The organism is Empedobacter stercoris (genome assembly GCF_025244765.1).
In the GTDB taxonomy this organism is placed as follows: Bacteria; Bacteroidota; Bacteroidia; order Flavobacteriales; family Weeksellaceae; genus Empedobacter; species Empedobacter stercoris.
The window spans coordinates 91,037-108,496 of sequence record NZ_CP104209.1 but is presented as its reverse complement, the minus strand read 5'-3'; the positions used below and the strand labels follow the sequence as shown (position 1 = coordinate 108,496).

The 17,460-nt window shown below is 31.8% G+C and carries 17 protein-coding genes; 6 read left to right on the top strand and 11 right to left on the bottom strand.

The genetic code is table 11. The annotated features are described in order from the left end of the window. Nucleotides 1–6: 6 nt before the first annotated feature. Nucleotides 7–1,293, top strand: a complete 1,287-nt coding sequence (locus NZD85_RS00500; protein ID WP_225541459.1) for a hemolysin family protein — start codon at nt 7–9, stop codon at nt 1,291–1,293. A 120-nt stretch (nt 1,294–1,413) separates the two neighbouring features. Here the strand turns inward: NZD85_RS00500 and NZD85_RS00495 are convergent, their stop codons facing one another. From NZD85_RS00495 to NZD85_RS00485, 3 genes are read right to left on the bottom strand one after another with little or no spacing between them, the layout of a single operon-like run. Beyond that, complete coding sequence (locus NZD85_RS00495) at nt 1,414–1,992, bottom strand: hypothetical protein (RefSeq protein ID WP_260542704.1); 579 nt, start codon at nt 1,990–1,992, stop codon at nt 1,414–1,416. Between the two features lie 50 nt (nt 1,993–2,042). Further along, nucleotides 2,043–2,480 (bottom strand): hypothetical protein, encoded by a 438-nt coding sequence (locus tag NZD85_RS00490; RefSeq protein ID WP_225541457.1) that lies wholly within the window; start codon nt 2,478–2,480, stop codon nt 2,043–2,045. 9 nt (nt 2,481–2,489) lie between these two features. Further along, nucleotides 2,490–3,680, bottom strand: coding sequence for an MFS transporter (locus NZD85_RS00485; RefSeq protein ID WP_260542700.1), 1,191 nt, complete (start codon nt 3,678–3,680; stop codon nt 2,490–2,492). A gap of 292 nt (nt 3,681–3,972) precedes the next feature. On the opposite strand from NZD85_RS00485, the gene NZD85_RS00480 reads away from it, so the two are divergent. Both NZD85_RS00480 and NZD85_RS00475 read left to right on the top strand, forming a co-directional pair. After that, nucleotides 3,973–4,848 carry a helix-turn-helix domain-containing protein gene (locus tag NZD85_RS00480; protein ID WP_260542698.1) on the top strand — a complete coding sequence of 292 codons (876 nt, stop codon included), beginning with the start codon at nt 3,973–3,975 and terminating at the stop codon, nt 4,846–4,848. A gap of 93 nt (nt 4,849–4,941) precedes the next feature. Continuing rightward, on the top strand, nt 4,942–6,891 hold the full coding sequence (locus NZD85_RS00475) for an oleate hydratase (RefSeq protein ID WP_260542696.1): 1,950 nt from the start codon (nt 4,942–4,944) through the stop codon (nt 6,889–6,891). A gap of 253 nt (nt 6,892–7,144) precedes the next feature. On the opposite strand, the gene NZD85_RS00470 is transcribed toward NZD85_RS00475, so the two are convergent. The 4 genes from NZD85_RS00470 to NZD85_RS00455 form a co-directional block, all read right to left on the bottom strand. Further along, entirely contained in the window at nt 7,145–7,492 is a 348-nt protein-coding gene (locus NZD85_RS00470) for a hypothetical protein (protein ID WP_260542694.1), read from the bottom strand. Nucleotides 7,493–7,638: 146 nt separating this feature from the next. After that, nucleotides 7,639–7,725: a hypothetical protein gene (locus NZD85_RS00465; protein WP_244958059.1), complete on the bottom strand. Its 87-nt coding sequence runs from the start codon at nt 7,723–7,725 to the stop codon at nt 7,639–7,641. A gap of 689 nt (nt 7,726–8,414) precedes the next feature. After that, complete coding sequence (locus NZD85_RS00460; RefSeq protein WP_260542692.1) at nt 8,415–9,056, bottom strand: DUF6266 family protein; 642 nt, start codon at nt 9,054–9,056, stop codon at nt 8,415–8,417. A gap of 1,043 nt (nt 9,057–10,099) precedes the next feature. Next, nucleotides 10,100–10,894 (bottom strand): alpha/beta fold hydrolase, encoded by a 795-nt coding sequence (locus tag NZD85_RS00455; protein WP_260542690.1) that lies wholly within the window; start codon nt 10,892–10,894, stop codon nt 10,100–10,102. Between the two features lie 564 nt (nt 10,895–11,458). Here NZD85_RS00455 and NZD85_RS00450 point away from each other — a divergent pair. Together NZD85_RS00450 and NZD85_RS00445 are read left to right on the top strand one after the other, a co-directional pair. Further along, nucleotides 11,459–11,881 (top strand): PaaI family thioesterase, encoded by a 423-nt coding sequence (locus NZD85_RS00450; RefSeq protein ID WP_171623939.1) that lies wholly within the window; start codon nt 11,459–11,461, stop codon nt 11,879–11,881. A 163-nt stretch (nt 11,882–12,044) separates the two neighbouring features. Then, a complete protein-coding gene (locus tag NZD85_RS00445) occupies nt 12,045–12,959 on the top strand; it encodes an AEC family transporter (protein ID WP_260542688.1) in 915 nt (304 codons plus the stop codon). Here the strand turns inward: NZD85_RS00445 and NZD85_RS00440 are convergent, their stop codons facing one another. Continuing rightward, the gene (locus NZD85_RS00440) at nt 12,960–13,706 is read right to left on the bottom strand and encodes a dienelactone hydrolase family protein (RefSeq protein WP_188319901.1); all 747 of its coding nucleotides are present in this window, start codon (nt 13,704–13,706) and stop codon (nt 12,960–12,962) included. A 79-nt stretch (nt 13,707–13,785) separates the two neighbouring features. Here NZD85_RS00440 and NZD85_RS00435 point away from each other — a divergent pair, with 79 nt between their 5' ends. Further along, on the top strand, nt 13,786–14,202 hold the full coding sequence (locus NZD85_RS00435) for a putative signal transducing protein (protein ID WP_260542683.1): 417 nt from the start codon (nt 13,786–13,788) through the stop codon (nt 14,200–14,202). Between the two features lie 58 nt (nt 14,203–14,260). Here the strand turns inward: NZD85_RS00435 and NZD85_RS00430 are convergent, their stop codons facing one another. The 3 genes from NZD85_RS00430 to NZD85_RS00420 form a co-directional block, all read right to left on the bottom strand. Beyond that, nucleotides 14,261–15,259, bottom strand: a complete 999-nt coding sequence (locus NZD85_RS00430; protein ID WP_260542681.1) for a beta-ketoacyl-ACP synthase III — start codon at nt 15,257–15,259, stop codon at nt 14,261–14,263. A 175-nt stretch (nt 15,260–15,434) separates the two neighbouring features. After that, on the bottom strand, nt 15,435–16,328 hold the full coding sequence (locus tag NZD85_RS00425) for a helix-turn-helix domain-containing protein (RefSeq protein ID WP_171623943.1): 894 nt from the start codon (nt 16,326–16,328) through the stop codon (nt 15,435–15,437). 102 nt (nt 16,329–16,430) lie between these two features. Continuing rightward, nucleotides 16,431–17,357 (bottom strand): 2-hydroxyacid dehydrogenase, encoded by a 927-nt coding sequence (locus NZD85_RS00420; RefSeq protein ID WP_171623944.1) that lies wholly within the window; start codon nt 17,355–17,357, stop codon nt 16,431–16,433. Between the last annotated feature and the right edge of the window lie 103 nt (nt 17,358–17,460).

The following is a 17,460-nucleotide window of genomic DNA, read 5'->3' as shown; positions in this document are numbered from 1 at the left end:
ATAAAAGTGGAGATTATTATAATAATTGTATTGATTTTATTGAACGGAATTTTTTCAATGTCAGAAATGGCTCTTGTTTCATCAAGAAAATTTAAGTTAGAAAATCAAATGAAGAAAGGAAGTTCTGGTGCAAAAACTGCTTTGGAATTGGCTGAAAATCCAAACAAATTTCTTTCGACTGTACAAATCGGAATTACCTTAATCGGTATATTATTAGGGGTTTTTTCTGGTGACAAATTAACGGCAGATTTAACGAGTTTTCTAACGAATATTACCTTTCTTGCACCCTATGCCAAAACTCTTTCTCCAATTATTATGGTGGTAATTATTACCTATTTTTCGATTGTCTTTGGCGAATTATTACCAAAACGATTGGGAATGAAGTTTCCCGAAACCGTTTCAACCATCGTTTCTAAACCAATGAAATGGTTATCTGCTATCACCTCACCTTTTGTTTGGTTACTTACGGCTACAAATGATTTTTTCTTGAAACTCTTCGGTATTAAAGATGATGGTAGTGAAGTGGTGACAGAAGAAGAAATTAAAAGCATTATCAAAGAAAGTACAGAAGGTGGTGAAATACAGGAAAAAGAACACGAAATCTTAGAACGTGTATTCGAATTGGGAGATCGACGGGTGAACACATTGGCTACACATCGTTCGGAAATTGCCTCATTGGACATTTCAGACGATTACGAAAAAGCACGTGCTAAAGTCAAGAAAAACAAATATTCTGCTTATCCTGTTACCAAGAATAATAACTTAGACGAAATCGTTGGTATCTTAAAATTAAAGGATATGTTTGGCGTAAGTAAAGAAGATTTTACCCTAAAAAAATACATACACAAGCCTATATTTGTCAACGAAAATTCGTTTAGTTATCCTTTATTGGAAATGTTACAGAACTCGCAAGCACATTTTGCAATTATTTTAGATGAATATGGTACGACTGCAGGAATAGTTACTATAAATGATATTTTAGATGAGTTGGTAGGAGATACGCCAGAAAGCCAAAACGAAGATTATGAAATCGTAGAGCGCGAAGATGGCACATGGCTAATTGATGGACAATTTTCGATTTATGAATTCGAAAAATTCTTTGAAATTGATATAGACGAAGAAATTGAAAACCGCTATGTAACTGTTGCCGGAATCTTTTTAGATAAATACGAAACCATTCCAAATGTAGGAGATAAAGTAGAAGTAGATGATTTAACACTCGAGATTGTAGACAAAGATGGCAACCGAATTGATAAAATATTAGCCTATCGAAAATGTGAAACGTATCAATAATAGAATTTACAACTTGCATAAAACAAAATATCTCAACCTATGGATTGAGATATTTTTAGAACTATAAAATTACCTATTAGTTTACAAATCAGATGGTTTTGGAATATTTAAAAATCCACCTTATATGATAGCTCCAGTTTGTGCAGTTCCTACTTTAACCATAGAGTTGTTAATAACCAATATATCAAAACCCCATTCGTAGGTAGTTTTCGAAACAGGTGCTGCGTCTTTATAATCTGCATAAATTCTCCATGTTCCATCTTTTTGGAAAGTATGTACATCTTTATCAGCAACTGTTAATTTACCAAATTCTGTTTTAGCAGATCCAGCATCATTAAAAGCACTTGAAACAGTATTAATTGATTGATTGTTTAAACTAACTCCCCCCATTGCTTTACTTGAACTTTGTGCATCATTTAATAATCTAAATTGTGCTGAAGTTACAATAACTGTATAATCCGTAGTAGAAATATTAAGATTAAGATCACTAATCCAGTCCGAATCTTTTAAGCTAATAGTATATTTATAAGTAGTAAAAGGTTTAACTGTACCATTAAAGGCTTCTAAAGTTTTTGTAGTCTGATCCCAATACACAGGTTTAGATGTCGCTGAAGCATTTTCCATAATTGCAATACGTGCATTACCTTGTACATCCAATTTTGCAGTAGGCGTAACTGTTCCAATCCCTAAAAAAAACAAAAAAAGCGACCAACTTGGTCGCTTTTCAAACTATTTATTCATCAGAATTGCTACTCCACTTTCGTAATCTTAAACAATCTGCCATTCATCTCGAACGTATCATTTTCGGATTTACCAACTAATATTTTAGCCAAAGGTGTATGGGTTGACAACACAAATATCTTTTTATTCTCAAAAACAATTTCGCCAAAACTAACCGAAATACAAAAATTACCCATTGTTGTTTCTACATAACTGCCTCGAGAAATGGTTGTATTCTCAATCACTTTTAAAGTAGAAAAAACCTCTTGTTGAATCAAGACTTCATTCAACTGATTCTGAATACGTGTAATTTCTTGTTGCATCATTTCGCGCGATGTTTCGTATTTATCGCCCATACTACTTTTGGTATCGTTGTTCGATATGCGCAAATCCTCAATCAAACCATTCAGATAGTTTATTTTTTCCTCAATCTGCTGTGCTATAAATTCGTATAATGCTGTCTTCATTCTATTTTATTAAATGGTGTGTGGCGTATTTTTAAACTTTAACATATATATTGTTCCCAAAAAACAAATCGCTGCCGAAACATAAATCACCATCGGAATACGGGCAATATAATCCTGAAAATACCAACCAGCACACAATGCTCCAAAACCTATCCCCGCTTCCATCGCAATATACATAGTTGCCATTGCCTTGCCACGTTCTTCGGGTTTACTAAAATCTATCGTCCATGCATTAAGCGCTGGAGAAAGAATTCCGGTCGAAATTCCATACATCACCCCCCCTAAAATCAACCCTATTTTTGCATCAATAGAAGCCAAAAGTACCAATGCAATAATCAATAAAACTAAGCCTAATTTTATCACCAACACACGCCCTTTTTGGTCAGATATCTTACCTGCAAAGAAACGAACCATCATAGATGATATTGTAAATACCATAAAGAAAACCCCTTTATTTTGAAAACCTAAATGTTCGGTCCAATCTGGAATTAACGTCAATATAGAACCATAAGCAACATACGAAAGAAACGTAATCAATGCCGCTGGCAAAGCTTCTTTTGCAAAAACATCTTGCTTCGAAATCTTTAATAATCCGAACGAAAATTTTTGTTTATTTTGCAAGGTCTCTTTCATATTGAATAAAATCAATATCGATAATAATGCAAAAAACGAAGACGTAAAAAACATCACATTAATCGATGTATATAATGTAATTGTACTTCCCAATGCAGGTCCAATTGCCATTCCGATACTGAAACAAATTCCGTGCAAGCCCAATGCTTCGCCCCAACGTTCGCGCGGAATAATATCTGCAATATAAGCTGCTGTTGCAGTGGGTTTGAAACCTGTCGAAAAGCCGTGTACCAATCTCAAAAATAAAAAACCTGAAACGGTTGTTAAAACAGGATATAAAATTCCGCACACAAAACAGACAATAGAACCGACTGCCATAATAGGTACCCGCCCCACTTTATCGGTTAATTTTCCACTAAAAGGTCTCGAAATTCCCGCTGTCAAGGTAAATAATGCAATAATAAATCCTTTGTATTCTGCTCCTCCCATGCTGCTTAAATAAGCAGGTAGCTCGGGAATCATCATATTAAAACTCGCTGAAAACAACAACGAACTCAAACACATTAAAATAAAATGGAGATTATAAACGGGATCTGAATTTAATTTTTTATTAATGGCAGAAAACATAACGGATTTTTTGCAAAGGTAATTTATCTTAACCGAAACAAACTACACAATCCAAAAGTATTACTTGTTACAAAAAATTACTACATCATTCAACATTGTTAGCCGATATTTCATTGATTATATTCATGAAATTTCTTATTTAAGAACTACTTAGTTGATATGAAAATAACTTTTACATTAGAATACAGTTAAAATACCTTATTGTATTTAATTACTTACTAAATAATTCTTATTTTTGCTATATCAATTCTACTACCCTAAAAAACGATCTGACCAACTATTATTTTCAAGCATGAAAAACTATGAAAACCTAAAAGAGACCTTGTCTTTTTATGGCGTAAATTGTAATAAACTATATTATATCTCATCAGGAAATCCAATTTTTGCTTTTCCTGAAAGATCATTTCGAATCGACTTTTATGCATTTTGTATTTGTTTATCTGGCTCAATAGAAGTTGAGATAGATTCTCAGAAATATTTTATTACTCAAAACGAATTCTTGATTTCTGCTCCTTCTACTGTTTTGAAAATTCTAGATACTAACTCTAATTTTAGAATGAAATTGTTGTTTTTTGAGAAAAATTTTCTCCTTAAAAACATTTCTAATCCTTTCTTTATTGATAAACTTAATTTGTTTACACATCAAAACTTTACAGTTTGTAAGGCAAATAAAAAAGATGCGAATCATCTTTTAATGTTAATCAATTATCTTCAAGAACAACGAGAAAGAAATGTTTTGTTCTTAGAAGATATTATTCGATCGATTATTTTTACTTTACTTCTTGAATCTGCCTCTATAATTGCTGAACAATATTCAAAAGTAAATAAAAATCATTCCCGCGAAATCAACACTCTATTTTGTAAGTTTACACAACTTGTTCAAGAAAATGTTATCGCTCACAAAGACGTACAGTTTTATGCAGATCAATTGTTTATTACAAATAAATATTTGATTCACCTTGTAAAAAAAGCAACTAAGAAAACTCCACATGTTATTATTGACGAGTATTTATTAAAAGAAGCGTATGTTTTGCTTGGCTACTCAGAGAAAACAATTGTCCAAATAGCATTAGATCTAGGTTTCAACTCTTCTTCATCTTTTGGTCGTTTTTTTAAAAAATACACTTCTATTTCTCCTCAACAATATAGAAAACAACAACATATATAAAAAAAGAAATTTGGGATACAAATGACGAATTTCGGGATACTTTAGAAAAATAATAAAGCGTAATTTTATTGTAGAATCTTAAAATAAATAATTATGGATAAAGTTACTTCAAAATTTGACAACGTTTTAAATCATTCTACTATCTACGGAAATATTGATCATCAACCAGATGCGAGTAAAGAAACACCAAGAAACACTCCAGAAAAATCTTATCCTTTCTCTGATCAAATAGGAAATTACCAACGCAATAAAGGAATTCCTACAAAATCTTATAAGGACAGTAAGGTATATATTGTGGGAAGTGGTATTGCAGGTTTAGCTACTGCCTATTATTTTATTAGAGACGGACATTTCACTCCAGAGAATATCACATTTATAGAACAACTTCAGGTAGAAGGAGGTTCGTTAGATGGAGCTGGAAATGCAAAAGATGGTTACATAATTCGAGGAGGTCGAGAAATGGATTGTACCTACGAGAATTTATGGGATATTTTCCAAGACATTCCTGCATTAGAGTTACCAGAACCTTATAGTGTTTTAGACGAATATAGATTAGTAAATGATAATGATTCTAATTATTCTATTGCACGTTTAATTCATGAAAAAGGGAAAGTAAAAGACTTTAGTAAATTTGGTTTAAATAAGAAAGATCAATTAGCTATTATCAAACTTTTGTTGAAGAAAAAAGAAGAATTGGACGACATAACGATTGAAGATTATTTTAATCAATCATTCTTAGAAAGTAATTTCTGGACATTTTGGCGCACAATGTTTGCCTTTGAGAATTGGCATAGTTTACTAGAGTTCAAATTATATATGCATCGCTTTTTACATGCGATTGATGGTTTAAATGATCTTTCTTCATTGGTATTTCCTAAATACAATCAATACGACACTTTTGTTACGCCATTAGGTAAATGGTTAAAAGAAAAAGGAGTAAAAATTCAGTTAAATACACTGGTTAAAGATTTAGATTTATTAATTAATACAGAAGGAAAAGTAGTCAAAGGAATTATAACAGAACAAGATGGACAAGATGTAATTATTCCTGTTACACCAAATGATTATGTTATTGTAACTACTGGTTCTATGACTGAAGATACTGCGTATGGAGATAATACAACGGCACCAGTTTTAGCGATAGATAATAATACTAGTGGTCAAAGTGCAGGATGGAAACTATGGAAAAACCTTTCTGCTAAATCTCCTGTTTTTGGTCGTCCAGAAAAATTTTGTGGGAATATTGAAAAATCTTCATGGGAATCTGTTACTTTAACTTGTAAACCTTCTGCATTAGTAGAAAAACTAAAAGAATATTCTGTTAATGATCCATATTCAGGTCAAACTGTTACAGGTGGAATTATTACCATTACAGATTCTAATTGGTTAATGAGTTTTACTTGTAATCGTCAACCACATTTTCCTACACAACCAGATGATATTTTAGTTCTTTGGGTTTATGCATTATTTATGGATAAAGAAGGAAACTACATCAAGAAAACAATGCCTACTTGTACAGGAAACGAAATCCTAACAGAATTATGTTATCATTTAGGAATTGAAGACCAAATAGATGACGTTATTGAGAATACAATCACTCGTTCTGCTTATATGCCTTACATCACATCTATGTTTATGCCTAGAGCAAAAGGAGATCGCCCACAAGTAGTTCCAGCTGAGTGTAAGAATCTAGGTTTAGTTGGTCAATTTGTAGAAACCAATAACGATGTAGTTTTCACAATGGAAAGTTCTGTTCGTACCGCACGTATTGCAGTTTATGAATTACTTAATTTAAATAAGCAAGTTCCAGACATTAATCCATTACAATACGACATTCGTCATTTATTAAAAGCAACTAAAACGTTGAACGATGATAAACCATTTATGGGTGAAGGTTTATTGAATAAAGTTTTAAAAGGAACTTATTTTGAACATATTCTACCTATTGGATCAGATTCTCCTCAAGAGGAAGAAGAAAAAGAATCTTTTCTATTAGAACAATTTGGTAAATTCAAAGAATGGGTAGGACATTTTAGAGGTTAAAATCACCCTCAATTCAATCCTGAATACCAATACTATAAAACCAATAAAAGCTTCTAAATCTTTAGTGATTTAGAAGCTTTTTGAGTATTACTATATTTTTTCTATTTAAAAACTATACCAGCTTTTATTAATAAATATTAGCTATAGTGATATTATTATTGAATTATTAAAGGTTTTATTTCAAATTCTGATTCAATATTTTCCTTTAATTTTAGAAATTCTATTGTATGCATACTATGCAAATCAACATCAGTTAATCCAAATGGTCCATTTTCTCAGTAATATATAGTCCATTTTCAAGCTCAATTATTGCTTTCTCCATTTCATCAAGTTCATTTTCGAAATATTTAAAATGATAATTAATGATTTTTAAATTTAAAATTAATTCTATTGGTTTAGATTCAACTTTCCTTGCTAATTCAAACTTTTTTAAAGTTTCACTTTCATTCCATTCTTTTGTTGGAAAGTAAGGAATTTGAATTAGTTTATCATTATCAATTTTTATAAAAGACTCAAACTCCTGTAATCCATATTTATTTTCTGGGTTATAACAATATTTTATTTCGGTTATAATTTTTCCAATACTATCAGTCAGGGTCATTTTACAAAATTAAACTTAACAATATTTCTTTACAAGAATAAACAAAACCTGTTTTACAAAAAAGTTGTCATTTCTATATTTCATTCAACAACATCCCAATATACAAAATCTCAACCACTCCCAACACCCCACAAAAAAAGCTCTTATCAAAGAGCCATTTGGTTAAAGAACTGTTTTGGATAATAAAATTTATTTCCAAATTTTATATAAGGAATCTTATTCGTTTTCCTCATCCTATACAACGTTTTGTCACTCACGTTAAGCAAACTTTTTAGGTCTGCGTTATCATAGAATTTCTGATTTTCTTCTAATAGTAGAAAAGTTTTTTGGAATTCTATCAGCAGGAGCTTCATATCCTTTAATGCCTCTCCATCGTTTTGTAAAAATAAATCATTTTTCATATATTTAGTTGATGTTAAGATGTACTAATTTATAAAATAAATACTTAATAACCAAATATTTACCAAACAAACAATATTCCTTTACACGAAATCTAGCTATCACCCTACTTTTTGTAGAGTACTCAAATCGATTATGTTCGACAATAAACCAATGTATCGTTGAACAGTTTTAGGATTAAAACCATAAATACAAGCAAGCTTCTCCCAGAATTTTACACCAAACATAAAGTTGAAAAAAAAATACATATTCACTTTGCAAAAAAAATACCACATAGAAACATAGAACCAAATGATTTTGCTTTCCAATTAGTAGTCTACCTATTCGTATTTTCAACTAATCTTTATAAGCCATCACAACTAAAACTATGTTTCTATGTGGTCAAAATAAATTTGAACAATATCTATAAAATTCTATTTTCGATACGATTCTTCTTCACTCTTCTACGCCATTAATCAAAGTATTGTACCGAAAAATCACTCCAATCAACGAACTTCATTTTACTACTACCTCACTACTACCTTTACACAACCATATACTCGCCAAGATAAATACTGGTACTCGCCATAGCCTTTGTTTCACTATTCAGAAACGCCCAAAAATTCACTTTTTTGCCATTGTAATACGTTGGTAAAGTAACATCTATAATCATAGAATCACGAGTTACAACATTCTGAAACACTTCGAACGAATTTAGTTCCTCGCAATAACAAACAAGATTCACAAGATCCGAAGGTTGCGCATTGCCTTGCCCAGAATTATCTTCCCAATTCATTTGGAAACTATCCCCACCTGCCGTGTCTATCGTAGGTTGTAAAAAGCCAACCAAATCGCCTTTCGACACCAACACACGCTCTAATACAATAATGGGTAAACCATTCTCCATTTCCAATGCATTGTTCAGCATATAAGACGTCGCAATGTTGTAGCGCGATTTTAGCCCAACTCTATTCCCAAAATATAAATTAAGAATAAGACGAATTGGTTGCAAAAAACCAATAATTTTCTTAAATTTGATTTGTTGCATCAATTGCAAATCAGTAGGTTGGCTTTTAGATTTTTTTGGCAAACTACGGATAATGTCTTTGCCGCGCCAATTAACGCCTACTACAGTTCCTACTTTTCCTGAGAATCCACCAAGGATTCCTTTTTTAATTTCTGCCATAATTGCAAGTTTTTATTGTTAATATTCATAAAGTTAGCAACAGAAACAACACCATTTACAAAAACACAATTTTGTGCCCGCATTTGCCCTGCTCTGCCCGCATTTGTCCACTTCTGTCCAGTTGCTTTTTACACAATAATAGTAATATAACAAAATAAAAACCTCGCTAACCTCCTATTTATAAGTGCTAGAGAGAAGTTGAATTTTTGGTCAATTTTGGTCTTGTTCGACCATCGTTCGACCATTGTTCGACGAATCTTCGGAAAAACGGCATTCTCGTCGAAGAACGGTCGAAGAAAACACGAACAAAAGTGGGAGGAAATTGAAATTGTAAAAATAAAATGATGCAAGAATACTTTGTTTCGCTATCCATACATTCATTATTACATTCTACAATAAATTATTTCGTGATACATGAATATTTTTTTTATAAGTATCTTATTTACAAAAAAAAATAATTATATTTGCTTCTAATTTTACGAAATGCAGATATAGGTGATTTTTTACGAAACAAAAGCTAGATCAGTTTCGTGAAAAAACAATGTTAGCGGCAATTATGAACCAAACCGTCAGAAATATAATTTTAATTAGCGGAATTATTCCAGCAACATTTTTGTTTCTCCTATCTATATTTTGGCTATTTCAATTTATAACAGACATATTTTATGATTGGAAAACATTCCTTTTAATTTTATGCTTTTCATTCGGAATCCTAGGATATATAGGATTATGGAGGAATTTAGTTTTACCCAAAAAACGAGTTAAAATAAATTCATATTTACTTGGATTTGGAATAATTGGATGTTTATCATTTATAATATTTGAAGGTGGAGAAAGAGCAATAAAGTGGATAATGAAATGGTTAATCCTATTGATAAATATACAAATTCTGAAATTGAAACACTTTTAAAAAAAATACAAATCATAAAATAAACTACTTATTAAATCATTTACTCATCATTTCATTTTTAAATGATGCTAATTTTAATTTTAAATACATAATATAAACCACCAAAAAAGCTCCTTCTCAGGAGCTTTAGTTTTTATGCAACGTTATTAATAAACTCTTTTTCGAGGATACCGTCTACTATTTTTTCAACCTTATCGATGTTTGCTTTTAGTAATTCGTTGTCTTCTATTTGTTCTATTTCATGAAACTGCACATGTTTGTTAAACCCTTGTAATTTGGCATAATAACGTTTTAGTTCGGTTTTATTGAACAAGTTTCCGTTCTTCACATAAATCACATGTATTTTTGATTTGATGTATTGCGAAACTTCTAAAATATCGCCTCTGTTACGTGAAATATCTATCGAATAGAAAATAGATTTTAGGTACTCACTTTTTGCAGTGGGCTCTTTTACCAACCAATCTGTTGTCTTAGGACTTGCTGCAATCGGAATGATGTTCAACACCTTATTTGGGAACAGACACGCCATTTCCCATGCCAATCCTCCACCTAAATCTGCACCAATAATGGCAAAAATTTCTTGTACTTCCAACTCAAATAACGTCAACCAAAACAACACCGCCACATCGCGTGCTGTGATATGATCGCGTGGAATATAATCGTACTTAATGGTTTGGGAAACACCATTGCCAGGAATATCTATACTAATTACCGTATACTCATTAAGATCAATTGCTTTGTTTTTTCCCATGACACCATCCCAATGATAGGTACAATCTGAATCTCCGTGTAAGGAATGATTAATCAAAATAACTGGTGCTGTTCCTAATGGAAGCCCAAATAGTTGAAATGTTACTGAAACATTGTTTAAAATTGTATTGTCCTCTAAGGGCCAAACTGGGATTGTTACTTGTTGTAAACTTTGCATTGTTTTTAATTTTATATGGGTAATTGTTGTTTTCTTTTAGTCAAAAAAAAATCCCCATCGACACTCGACAGGGAATTATAAAATATATTAAAAAATAAAATCTCTTTTTAGTATACATGACATTCCCACGTCTGGATATTCCAAACCTGTTTGCGAATCGACATATATAAGCACGTAAACTTCATTTTTTAATTACTTTGTTACTCAAATGTATAAAACATTTTTCGGTAAAAAGTTAATTTTATGTGAAACTTTTGTAAAATTTTCTATATAAAGTTAGTTATATACTTCTATTGCTTGAAAAAAACGTCATTTTTGATCTCATTTCAGAATCGCATTAAAAAAAGAAATGTAGATAGAGAATAGAATTTTAAGTGCTAAATCTTTATAGTTTGACACTCCTATTGGCGATTTTAAAATAAGGTGCTTTCTATTAAAAGCTGTTTGGACTATTCTAAACGCTTAGAAGGACAAAATTATCAGAGAAGAAAACTTAAGTAACATAAGAGTTTAACGTTAATTTGCTTTTGACAAATCTCTATATTTGTTGAAAGTATATTTTTTATGACACCAGAAAAAAGAAAGTTAATAGAAGCAAGTTTTAATCGTTCGGAAACATTAAAATTCTATAACGCTTTATTGATTGAATGTGAAACTGATTATGTTTCTATCAAAATACCGAAACAAGAGATGATGACGCGTAAACATGGGATGTTTAATGGTGCAATGATTGCTTCTTTGGTTGATGTTTCTTCTGGGTATGCAGCTGTTTCGCATTATGAGGATGATTGTTATGTGGTAACTGTAGAACTAAAGGTAAATTATTTGAGACCAGCATTGGGCGATTATTTATTGTCGAAAGCGTATGTGATAAAAGGTGGAAAAAAGATAAGTACCATACGAACAGAGGTATATGTTGTAAACGAAGAAACTGGGAAAGAAACACATGCAGCTACATCTTTGGTCACGATGATGAGAATAAAATAGTCGTTTAGTGAATGATTTAAAATTCAACAAAGCCATTTTTAAATACAATAAATTAAATATATCTAATCTTGCCATTTTATAAAAAATAAGCATTGAATAAAAAGTGATATCTTTAGGGTAAAAAAAAATGGGATTGTAACTTTGCATTCTAAATATCTAAAAAATGGTAAATTTTATATTAATCGCAGTCTGCATTATCGCCGGAATGGTGTTTAAAGCAACAAAATCTATACATCCTGATGCACATAAAGGGATCAATACATGGATTTTATATTTAGCTTTACCAGCAGTCTCGTTTAAGTATTTACCAAAAGTAGAATGGTCGCAAGAAATGCTATTCCCTATCTTTTCGACTGTCATTATTGCGGTAGGAAGTTTGTTTTATATGAAGTTCTACAGCAAAGCAAAAGGGTATTCTGAACGTTCGCAACGTTCGTTAGAGTTGGCGAGTGGTTATAGCAATACTTCATTCATCGGTTTTCCATTGATTTCGGCATTTTATGGTGAACAATATTTGAGTATTGCGATTATTTGCGATCAAACGATGTTTTTGTGTTTGTCTACAATCGGAATTGTATCAGCCTTAAAAGGTGGTAGTAACGGTTCTGGAACAATTAGTTCTTCCTTTATTTTGAAACGATTGTTTACCTTCCCTCCTTTTTTGGGTTGTATCAGTGCATTGATTTTGTCACAATTTGTCGACTTATCTCCAGCCGAACCTTTCTTTGATAAATTGGCTGCAACAGTTGGTCCTTTAGCTTTATTTTCGGTTGGATTACAATTAAAATTTAATGGTTGGAGAAAGTTATGGTCTCAAATCTCGATGTCGATGGTATACAAACTGATGATTGCACCTGCCGTTGTGATGCTTTTAGCCCTTGTAATTGGTATAAAAGGTGATGTAGCAAAAATCTCTATTTTCGAGGCTGCAATGCCAACTTTAGTAACCTCGAGTATCATTGCAGAGCAGTTTAAACTAAACACTAAATTAACCAATTTGATTATTGGAATTAGTATTATTGTTGGGTTCTTTACCGCTGCTTTTTGGTATGAGATGATAGAATTGTTTATCAAATAATTATTTCAAAAGCTCTTTCAAAAACAATAAAGTGTGTTGCCACGCTCTGATTGCCATTTGTTTATTATAATCTGGTGATTCTGGGTTTGTAAAGGTATGTTTGGAATTGGCATAGGTAATCATTTGCCAATCTGTATTTCCTGCATTCATTTCGATTATCAAATTCGATATATCTTCTTGTTTTACCGATTCGTCTTCTGCTGGATGCTCTATCAAAATTTTTGTTTTTAATGGTAGATTTTCTCGAACTGTATCTTTTGCCAATCCTCCATGAATAGAAACTACACCAAGCACCGGCAACTGAGCACGCGCTGCTTCTAAAGCGCCTGTACCACCAAAACAATAACCAATTACTGCAATTTTGTTTGAATCGGCACCCGCTTCGATTAACTGTTGTAAAGCTAAGTCAATTCGTTTTTGATACGCGCTATAATCTGTCTTATATTTCCCTGCAATTTTAGCTGCCTCTGCATTGTTAGTTGGATAATTACCTTCGCCATAAATGTCTGCAATAAATGCTATATATCCCTCTTTTGACAAGTCTAATGCAGCTTGTTTTGCTTCATTATCTGCACCTTTCCAAGCAGGAAGAATCAAAACTCCTGGCAATTTATTTGTCTCATTTTCCGTGACTAAACCATTTAGTTTTTGCATACCATCTTTGTAAACAACTTGTTTTAGGTTTTGTGCATTTGCTGTGTTCATCAGTAATACGATTAAAAATAAATATTGAATAATAGTCTTCATCTTCTAAAAATATTAGAACATTAAATTAAAAAGAACTAATTTTATAAAGGATACGAATTGAATATTTAACACAATTATTATGAAACTAATTACATTAAAAACATTTGAAACTCCGATTGAAGCGCATATTTTACGATCGAAATTGGAAAGTGAAAATATAGATGCATTTGTTTTTGATGAACATTCGGTTGGAATAAATCAGTTCTTGTCTAATGCAATAGGTGGCGTAAAAGTGAAGATAAAAGAAGAAGACACTGCCCGTGCTATGAAGGTTTTGGATGAGATTAAAGCAACTGATTATACGAATGATTTAGATGAAATTATCGTCTGTCCGAAATGTGGTAGCAAAGCATATTATAGTTATTTCAAATCAATGAAAGGAAGAAAAGGTTTGCTTTCGTTATTATCTTCTATCCTCTTTTGGGTGTACCCTATTTACTACAAAAATGTTTTTAAATGTAAAAAGTGTGGAGAAGAATTTGATGGATTACAATAAAAAAAGAACGACAAAAATTGCCGTTCTTTTAGAACAAAAAATATATGAATTTTATCGATTAGATAGTCCAGCGCAATAAGCTTGCTCCCCAAGAGAAACCTGCTCCAAATGCTGTCAACATCAATAAATCTCCTTTCTTTAATCTTGATGTATTTTCCCAAATACATAACGGTATAGTGGCTGCGATTGTGTTTCCGTAGTTTTCTATATTGATTAACGTTTTACCCTCTTCAATATTAATTTCGTTTCCTACAGCGTCAATAATTCGTTTATTCGCTTGATGCGGAACTAACCAATTCACATCTTCTACCGAAAAATCATTTCGTTTTAACACATTTATACAAGTATCGCTCATTGATTGAATGGCATTTTTGAAAACAATTTTACCATCTTGTCTGATATAACGCTTCTCATCTACCAATAACTGCGAACTTGCAGGATATAAAGATCCTCCTCCTTCGATGTTTAAGAATTCTTTTCCAGTTCCGTTGCTTAACAACAAGGCATCTAAAATTCCTTCTTCGTTTGTTGGTTCAAGCCAAACAACACCCGCACCGTCACCAAATAAGATATTCGTCGAACGATCTTTGATGTCTACATACGCACTAATTTTGTCTGCACCAATCACCAAGACATTCTTGTAACGATTGCTTTCAATCAACGAAGCACCCATATCGAGCGCATATAAAAATCCAGAACAAGCTGCATTCATGTCAAATGCCCATACATTCTCTATTGCTAATTTTTCGCAAACGATATTTGCCGTTGCAGGCATCAGCATATCAGGTGTAGAAGTAGCGACAATTAATGCATCAACATCTTTGATGTCTTTTTGGTAAGTTTCAAGTAAGTTATGAATCGCACGAACTGCCATATCAGAAGTTGCTAAACCTTCCTCTAAAATTCGTCGTTCTTTAATTCCTGTTCTTTTTACAATCCATTCATCAGAAGTATCTGTAATTTTTTCTAAATCAGAATTAGTTCGTTTATTTTCTGGCACATAACCTCCAATTGCTGAAATATGTGCAAATATTTTTTTTGTAAAATCTACCTTCATAAAATTCTTTTCAATCAAACTTTAAGAAAATAACGTCTACAAAAAGACGCATCATTCAAAATTTGAGCAACAAAGGTCTATCCAATTTACGAAATCAGTTAGCACAATAAACGTAATAATATGTCAAAAAGACGTTTTAAGAAGATTTTAAAATTGTATTGATTTACGTCAATAATTAGGTTGAAGCTATAAAAGTTGTAGGAGAAATGCCTGCATAATTTTTGAAAAATTTACTAAAAACCGAAGTGTCAATAAAGTTCAATTCAGTTACAACATCAGAAACACTATGTTTTGGGTTTTTCAATAAAACTTTAGCTTCCAATATAATAGCTTCTGCAATAATTTGTTTTGGGGATTTATTAAAGACTTCGACAATAATTTTAGTCAAATGCTTTCGGCTGATAAACATTTCATCTGCATAAAACTGTACATTGCGTTGACGTCGAAAATGCGTCGAAACCAGATACAAAAACTGTTTTGCTAACTCTTCTTTTCTGACTTCTTTCGTTGCGCTTTTAGCTGTTACTGCTTGGTTATAATAATTTCCCATTTCATACATTAGGACAGAAAAATGATGTAAAACCAAATCTTTTGCGAAGATATTATCGTTTTTTATCGTGTATTTACTGATTTTATTCAAATTATAACGCATATCACGTACAATTTTTTTATCTAATGAAATTATTTTAGGATACTTAGACGACAAAAATTCAACCAGATTATGTGATTTCACATGGAATCCAGCTTCTATAATCAAATCCGAATCAATAAAGATCGCTTTTACTGCAAAATCAGCCGAATGTTCTATAATTTCGAATAACTGACCTGGTAAAACTACAATAATATCATCACGTTTAATCAACGTTGGTTCTAAATTAACCGTGATTTCGCATGTTCCTGCTGTAATTAAAATCAACCCAAGTGACGTAAATTTATAGGGTTTACGTTTTACAAAATAATAGTTATTTTCTGGACCTACATCAAATATTGCTAACCGACGATCAGTTGCCTCTTCTTTGTAAGTTCTTAATATATTATCAATTGAATAAAGTTGAATATAGTCACTCATTTTTGAACTGTCATTTTTACAACTACAATGTTAAAAGATTTTTTTGACAAGTAAAAACTTAAAAGCGTCTTTTTAACAAAATATTATGTCATTTTGATGAAATTAATAGCCTTTATCCAACGATACTTCGTTTTCTAACGTTTCCATATTTTTCAGTTTCTTATAGTTAGTAGCTACTTGTTGTAAAGCTGTCGTTGCATTAGTAACACTCGCAATATGAGGCGTTATGTATATATTTTTATTCGACCAAAACGGGTGATTTTCTGGTAATGGTTCTTCTCTGAATACATCTAAATAGGCTTCTTTTATCTGCTTTTCATCAATAGCAATTAATAAATCCTTTTCGACCAAATGAGCGCCTCGACCAACATTGATTAAAACGGTTTGTTTAGAACATTGATTAAAAAACTTATAATTTAAAATACTTTCTGTCTCAGTTGTCAACGGTAAAATATTTACTATAAAATCTGTATTCGCAATAGCAGAATTCAAACCTTCTTTACCTACAAAAGTCGCTACTCCATTCATATTCTTCTGAGAATTTGACCAACCTTTTACGCGAAAACCTAAGGCAACAAAACGTTCTGCAACCAGTTTTCCTATCTCACCTAATCCCAATATGGTAATAGTCGTTTCATGAATACTTGTATAATTTTTTGGAATCCATTCCTGTTGAAGCTGATTTTTATGATACGTCAATAGATTTTTCATTGATGTCATTATACACGCCAACACATGCTCAAACATCTCTTGTTTCAAAGCTGAATCCACGATGCGCGTTACCTTTACAGAATCAGGAATTTCTGTATGCAATAAATGATCAATACCAGCTCCCACAGATTGAACAACTTTCAAATTTGGAAATTCTTTTATATAATCCTTGTGCGGTTTCCAAGTCGCTATAAATTCTACATCTTCAGGGTTTGAAATAATTGGGTAAACTTCGACTTTTGTTTCTGGCAATAATTTCTGCAAATTTCTTTGCCATTCCTCTGTTGGTTTTTGATTAAATAATAAGGCTACACTCATAATTGATTACTTTTAAAACAAATTTACTCTTCTCGAAATTAATCTCCCATTAAATTTGACGATTTGTCAGATTCTTTACATTTGGATTAGATTTTGAAAGAGC

What these genes read in the sequence shown, in the direction of transcription:
- NZD85_RS00475 (WP_260542696.1), top strand. Translation starts at nt 4,942, where the DNA reads ATGGATAAAGTTACTTCAAAATTTGACAACGTTTTAAATCATTCTACT.
- NZD85_RS00490 (WP_225541457.1), bottom strand. Translation starts at nt 2,480, where the DNA reads ATGAAGACAGCATTATACGAATTTATAGCACAGCAGATTGAGGAAAAA.
- NZD85_RS00440 (WP_188319901.1), bottom strand. Translation starts at nt 13,706, where the DNA reads ATGAAGACTATTATTCAATATTTATTTTTAATCGTATTACTGATGAAC.
- NZD85_RS00455 (WP_260542690.1), bottom strand. Translation starts at nt 10,894, where the DNA reads ATGCAAAGTTTACAACAAGTAACAATCCCAGTTTGGCCCTTAGAGGAC.
- NZD85_RS00420 (WP_171623944.1), bottom strand. Translation starts at nt 17,357, where the DNA reads ATGAGTGTAGCCTTATTATTTAATCAAAAACCAACAGAGGAATGGCAA.
- NZD85_RS00435 (WP_260542683.1), top strand. Translation starts at nt 13,786, where the DNA reads ATGAAACTAATTACATTAAAAACATTTGAAACTCCGATTGAAGCGCAT.
- NZD85_RS00450 (WP_171623939.1), top strand. Translation starts at nt 11,459, where the DNA reads ATGACACCAGAAAAAAGAAAGTTAATAGAAGCAAGTTTTAATCGTTCG.
- NZD85_RS00430 (WP_260542681.1), bottom strand. Translation starts at nt 15,259, where the DNA reads ATGAAGGTAGATTTTACAAAAAAAATATTTGCACATATTTCAGCAATT.
- NZD85_RS00425 (WP_171623943.1), bottom strand. Translation starts at nt 16,328, where the DNA reads ATGAGTGACTATATTCAACTTTATTCAATTGATAATATATTAAGAACT.
- NZD85_RS00485 (WP_260542700.1), bottom strand. Translation starts at nt 3,680, where the DNA reads ATGTTTTCTGCCATTAATAAAAAATTAAATTCAGATCCCGTTTATAAT.
- NZD85_RS00465 (WP_244958059.1), bottom strand. Translation starts at nt 7,725, where the DNA reads ATGAGGAAAACGAATAAGATTCCTTATATAAAATTTGGAAATAAATTT.
- NZD85_RS00470 (WP_260542694.1), bottom strand. Translation starts at nt 7,492, where the DNA reads ATGACCCTGACTGATAGTATTGGAAAAATTATAACCGAAATAAAATAT.
- NZD85_RS00480 (WP_260542698.1), top strand. Translation starts at nt 3,973, where the DNA reads ATGAAAAACTATGAAAACCTAAAAGAGACCTTGTCTTTTTATGGCGTA.
- NZD85_RS00445 (WP_260542688.1), top strand. Translation starts at nt 12,045, where the DNA reads ATGGTAAATTTTATATTAATCGCAGTCTGCATTATCGCCGGAATGGTG.
- NZD85_RS00460 (WP_260542692.1), bottom strand. Translation starts at nt 9,056, where the DNA reads ATGGCAGAAATTAAAAAAGGAATCCTTGGTGGATTCTCAGGAAAAGTA.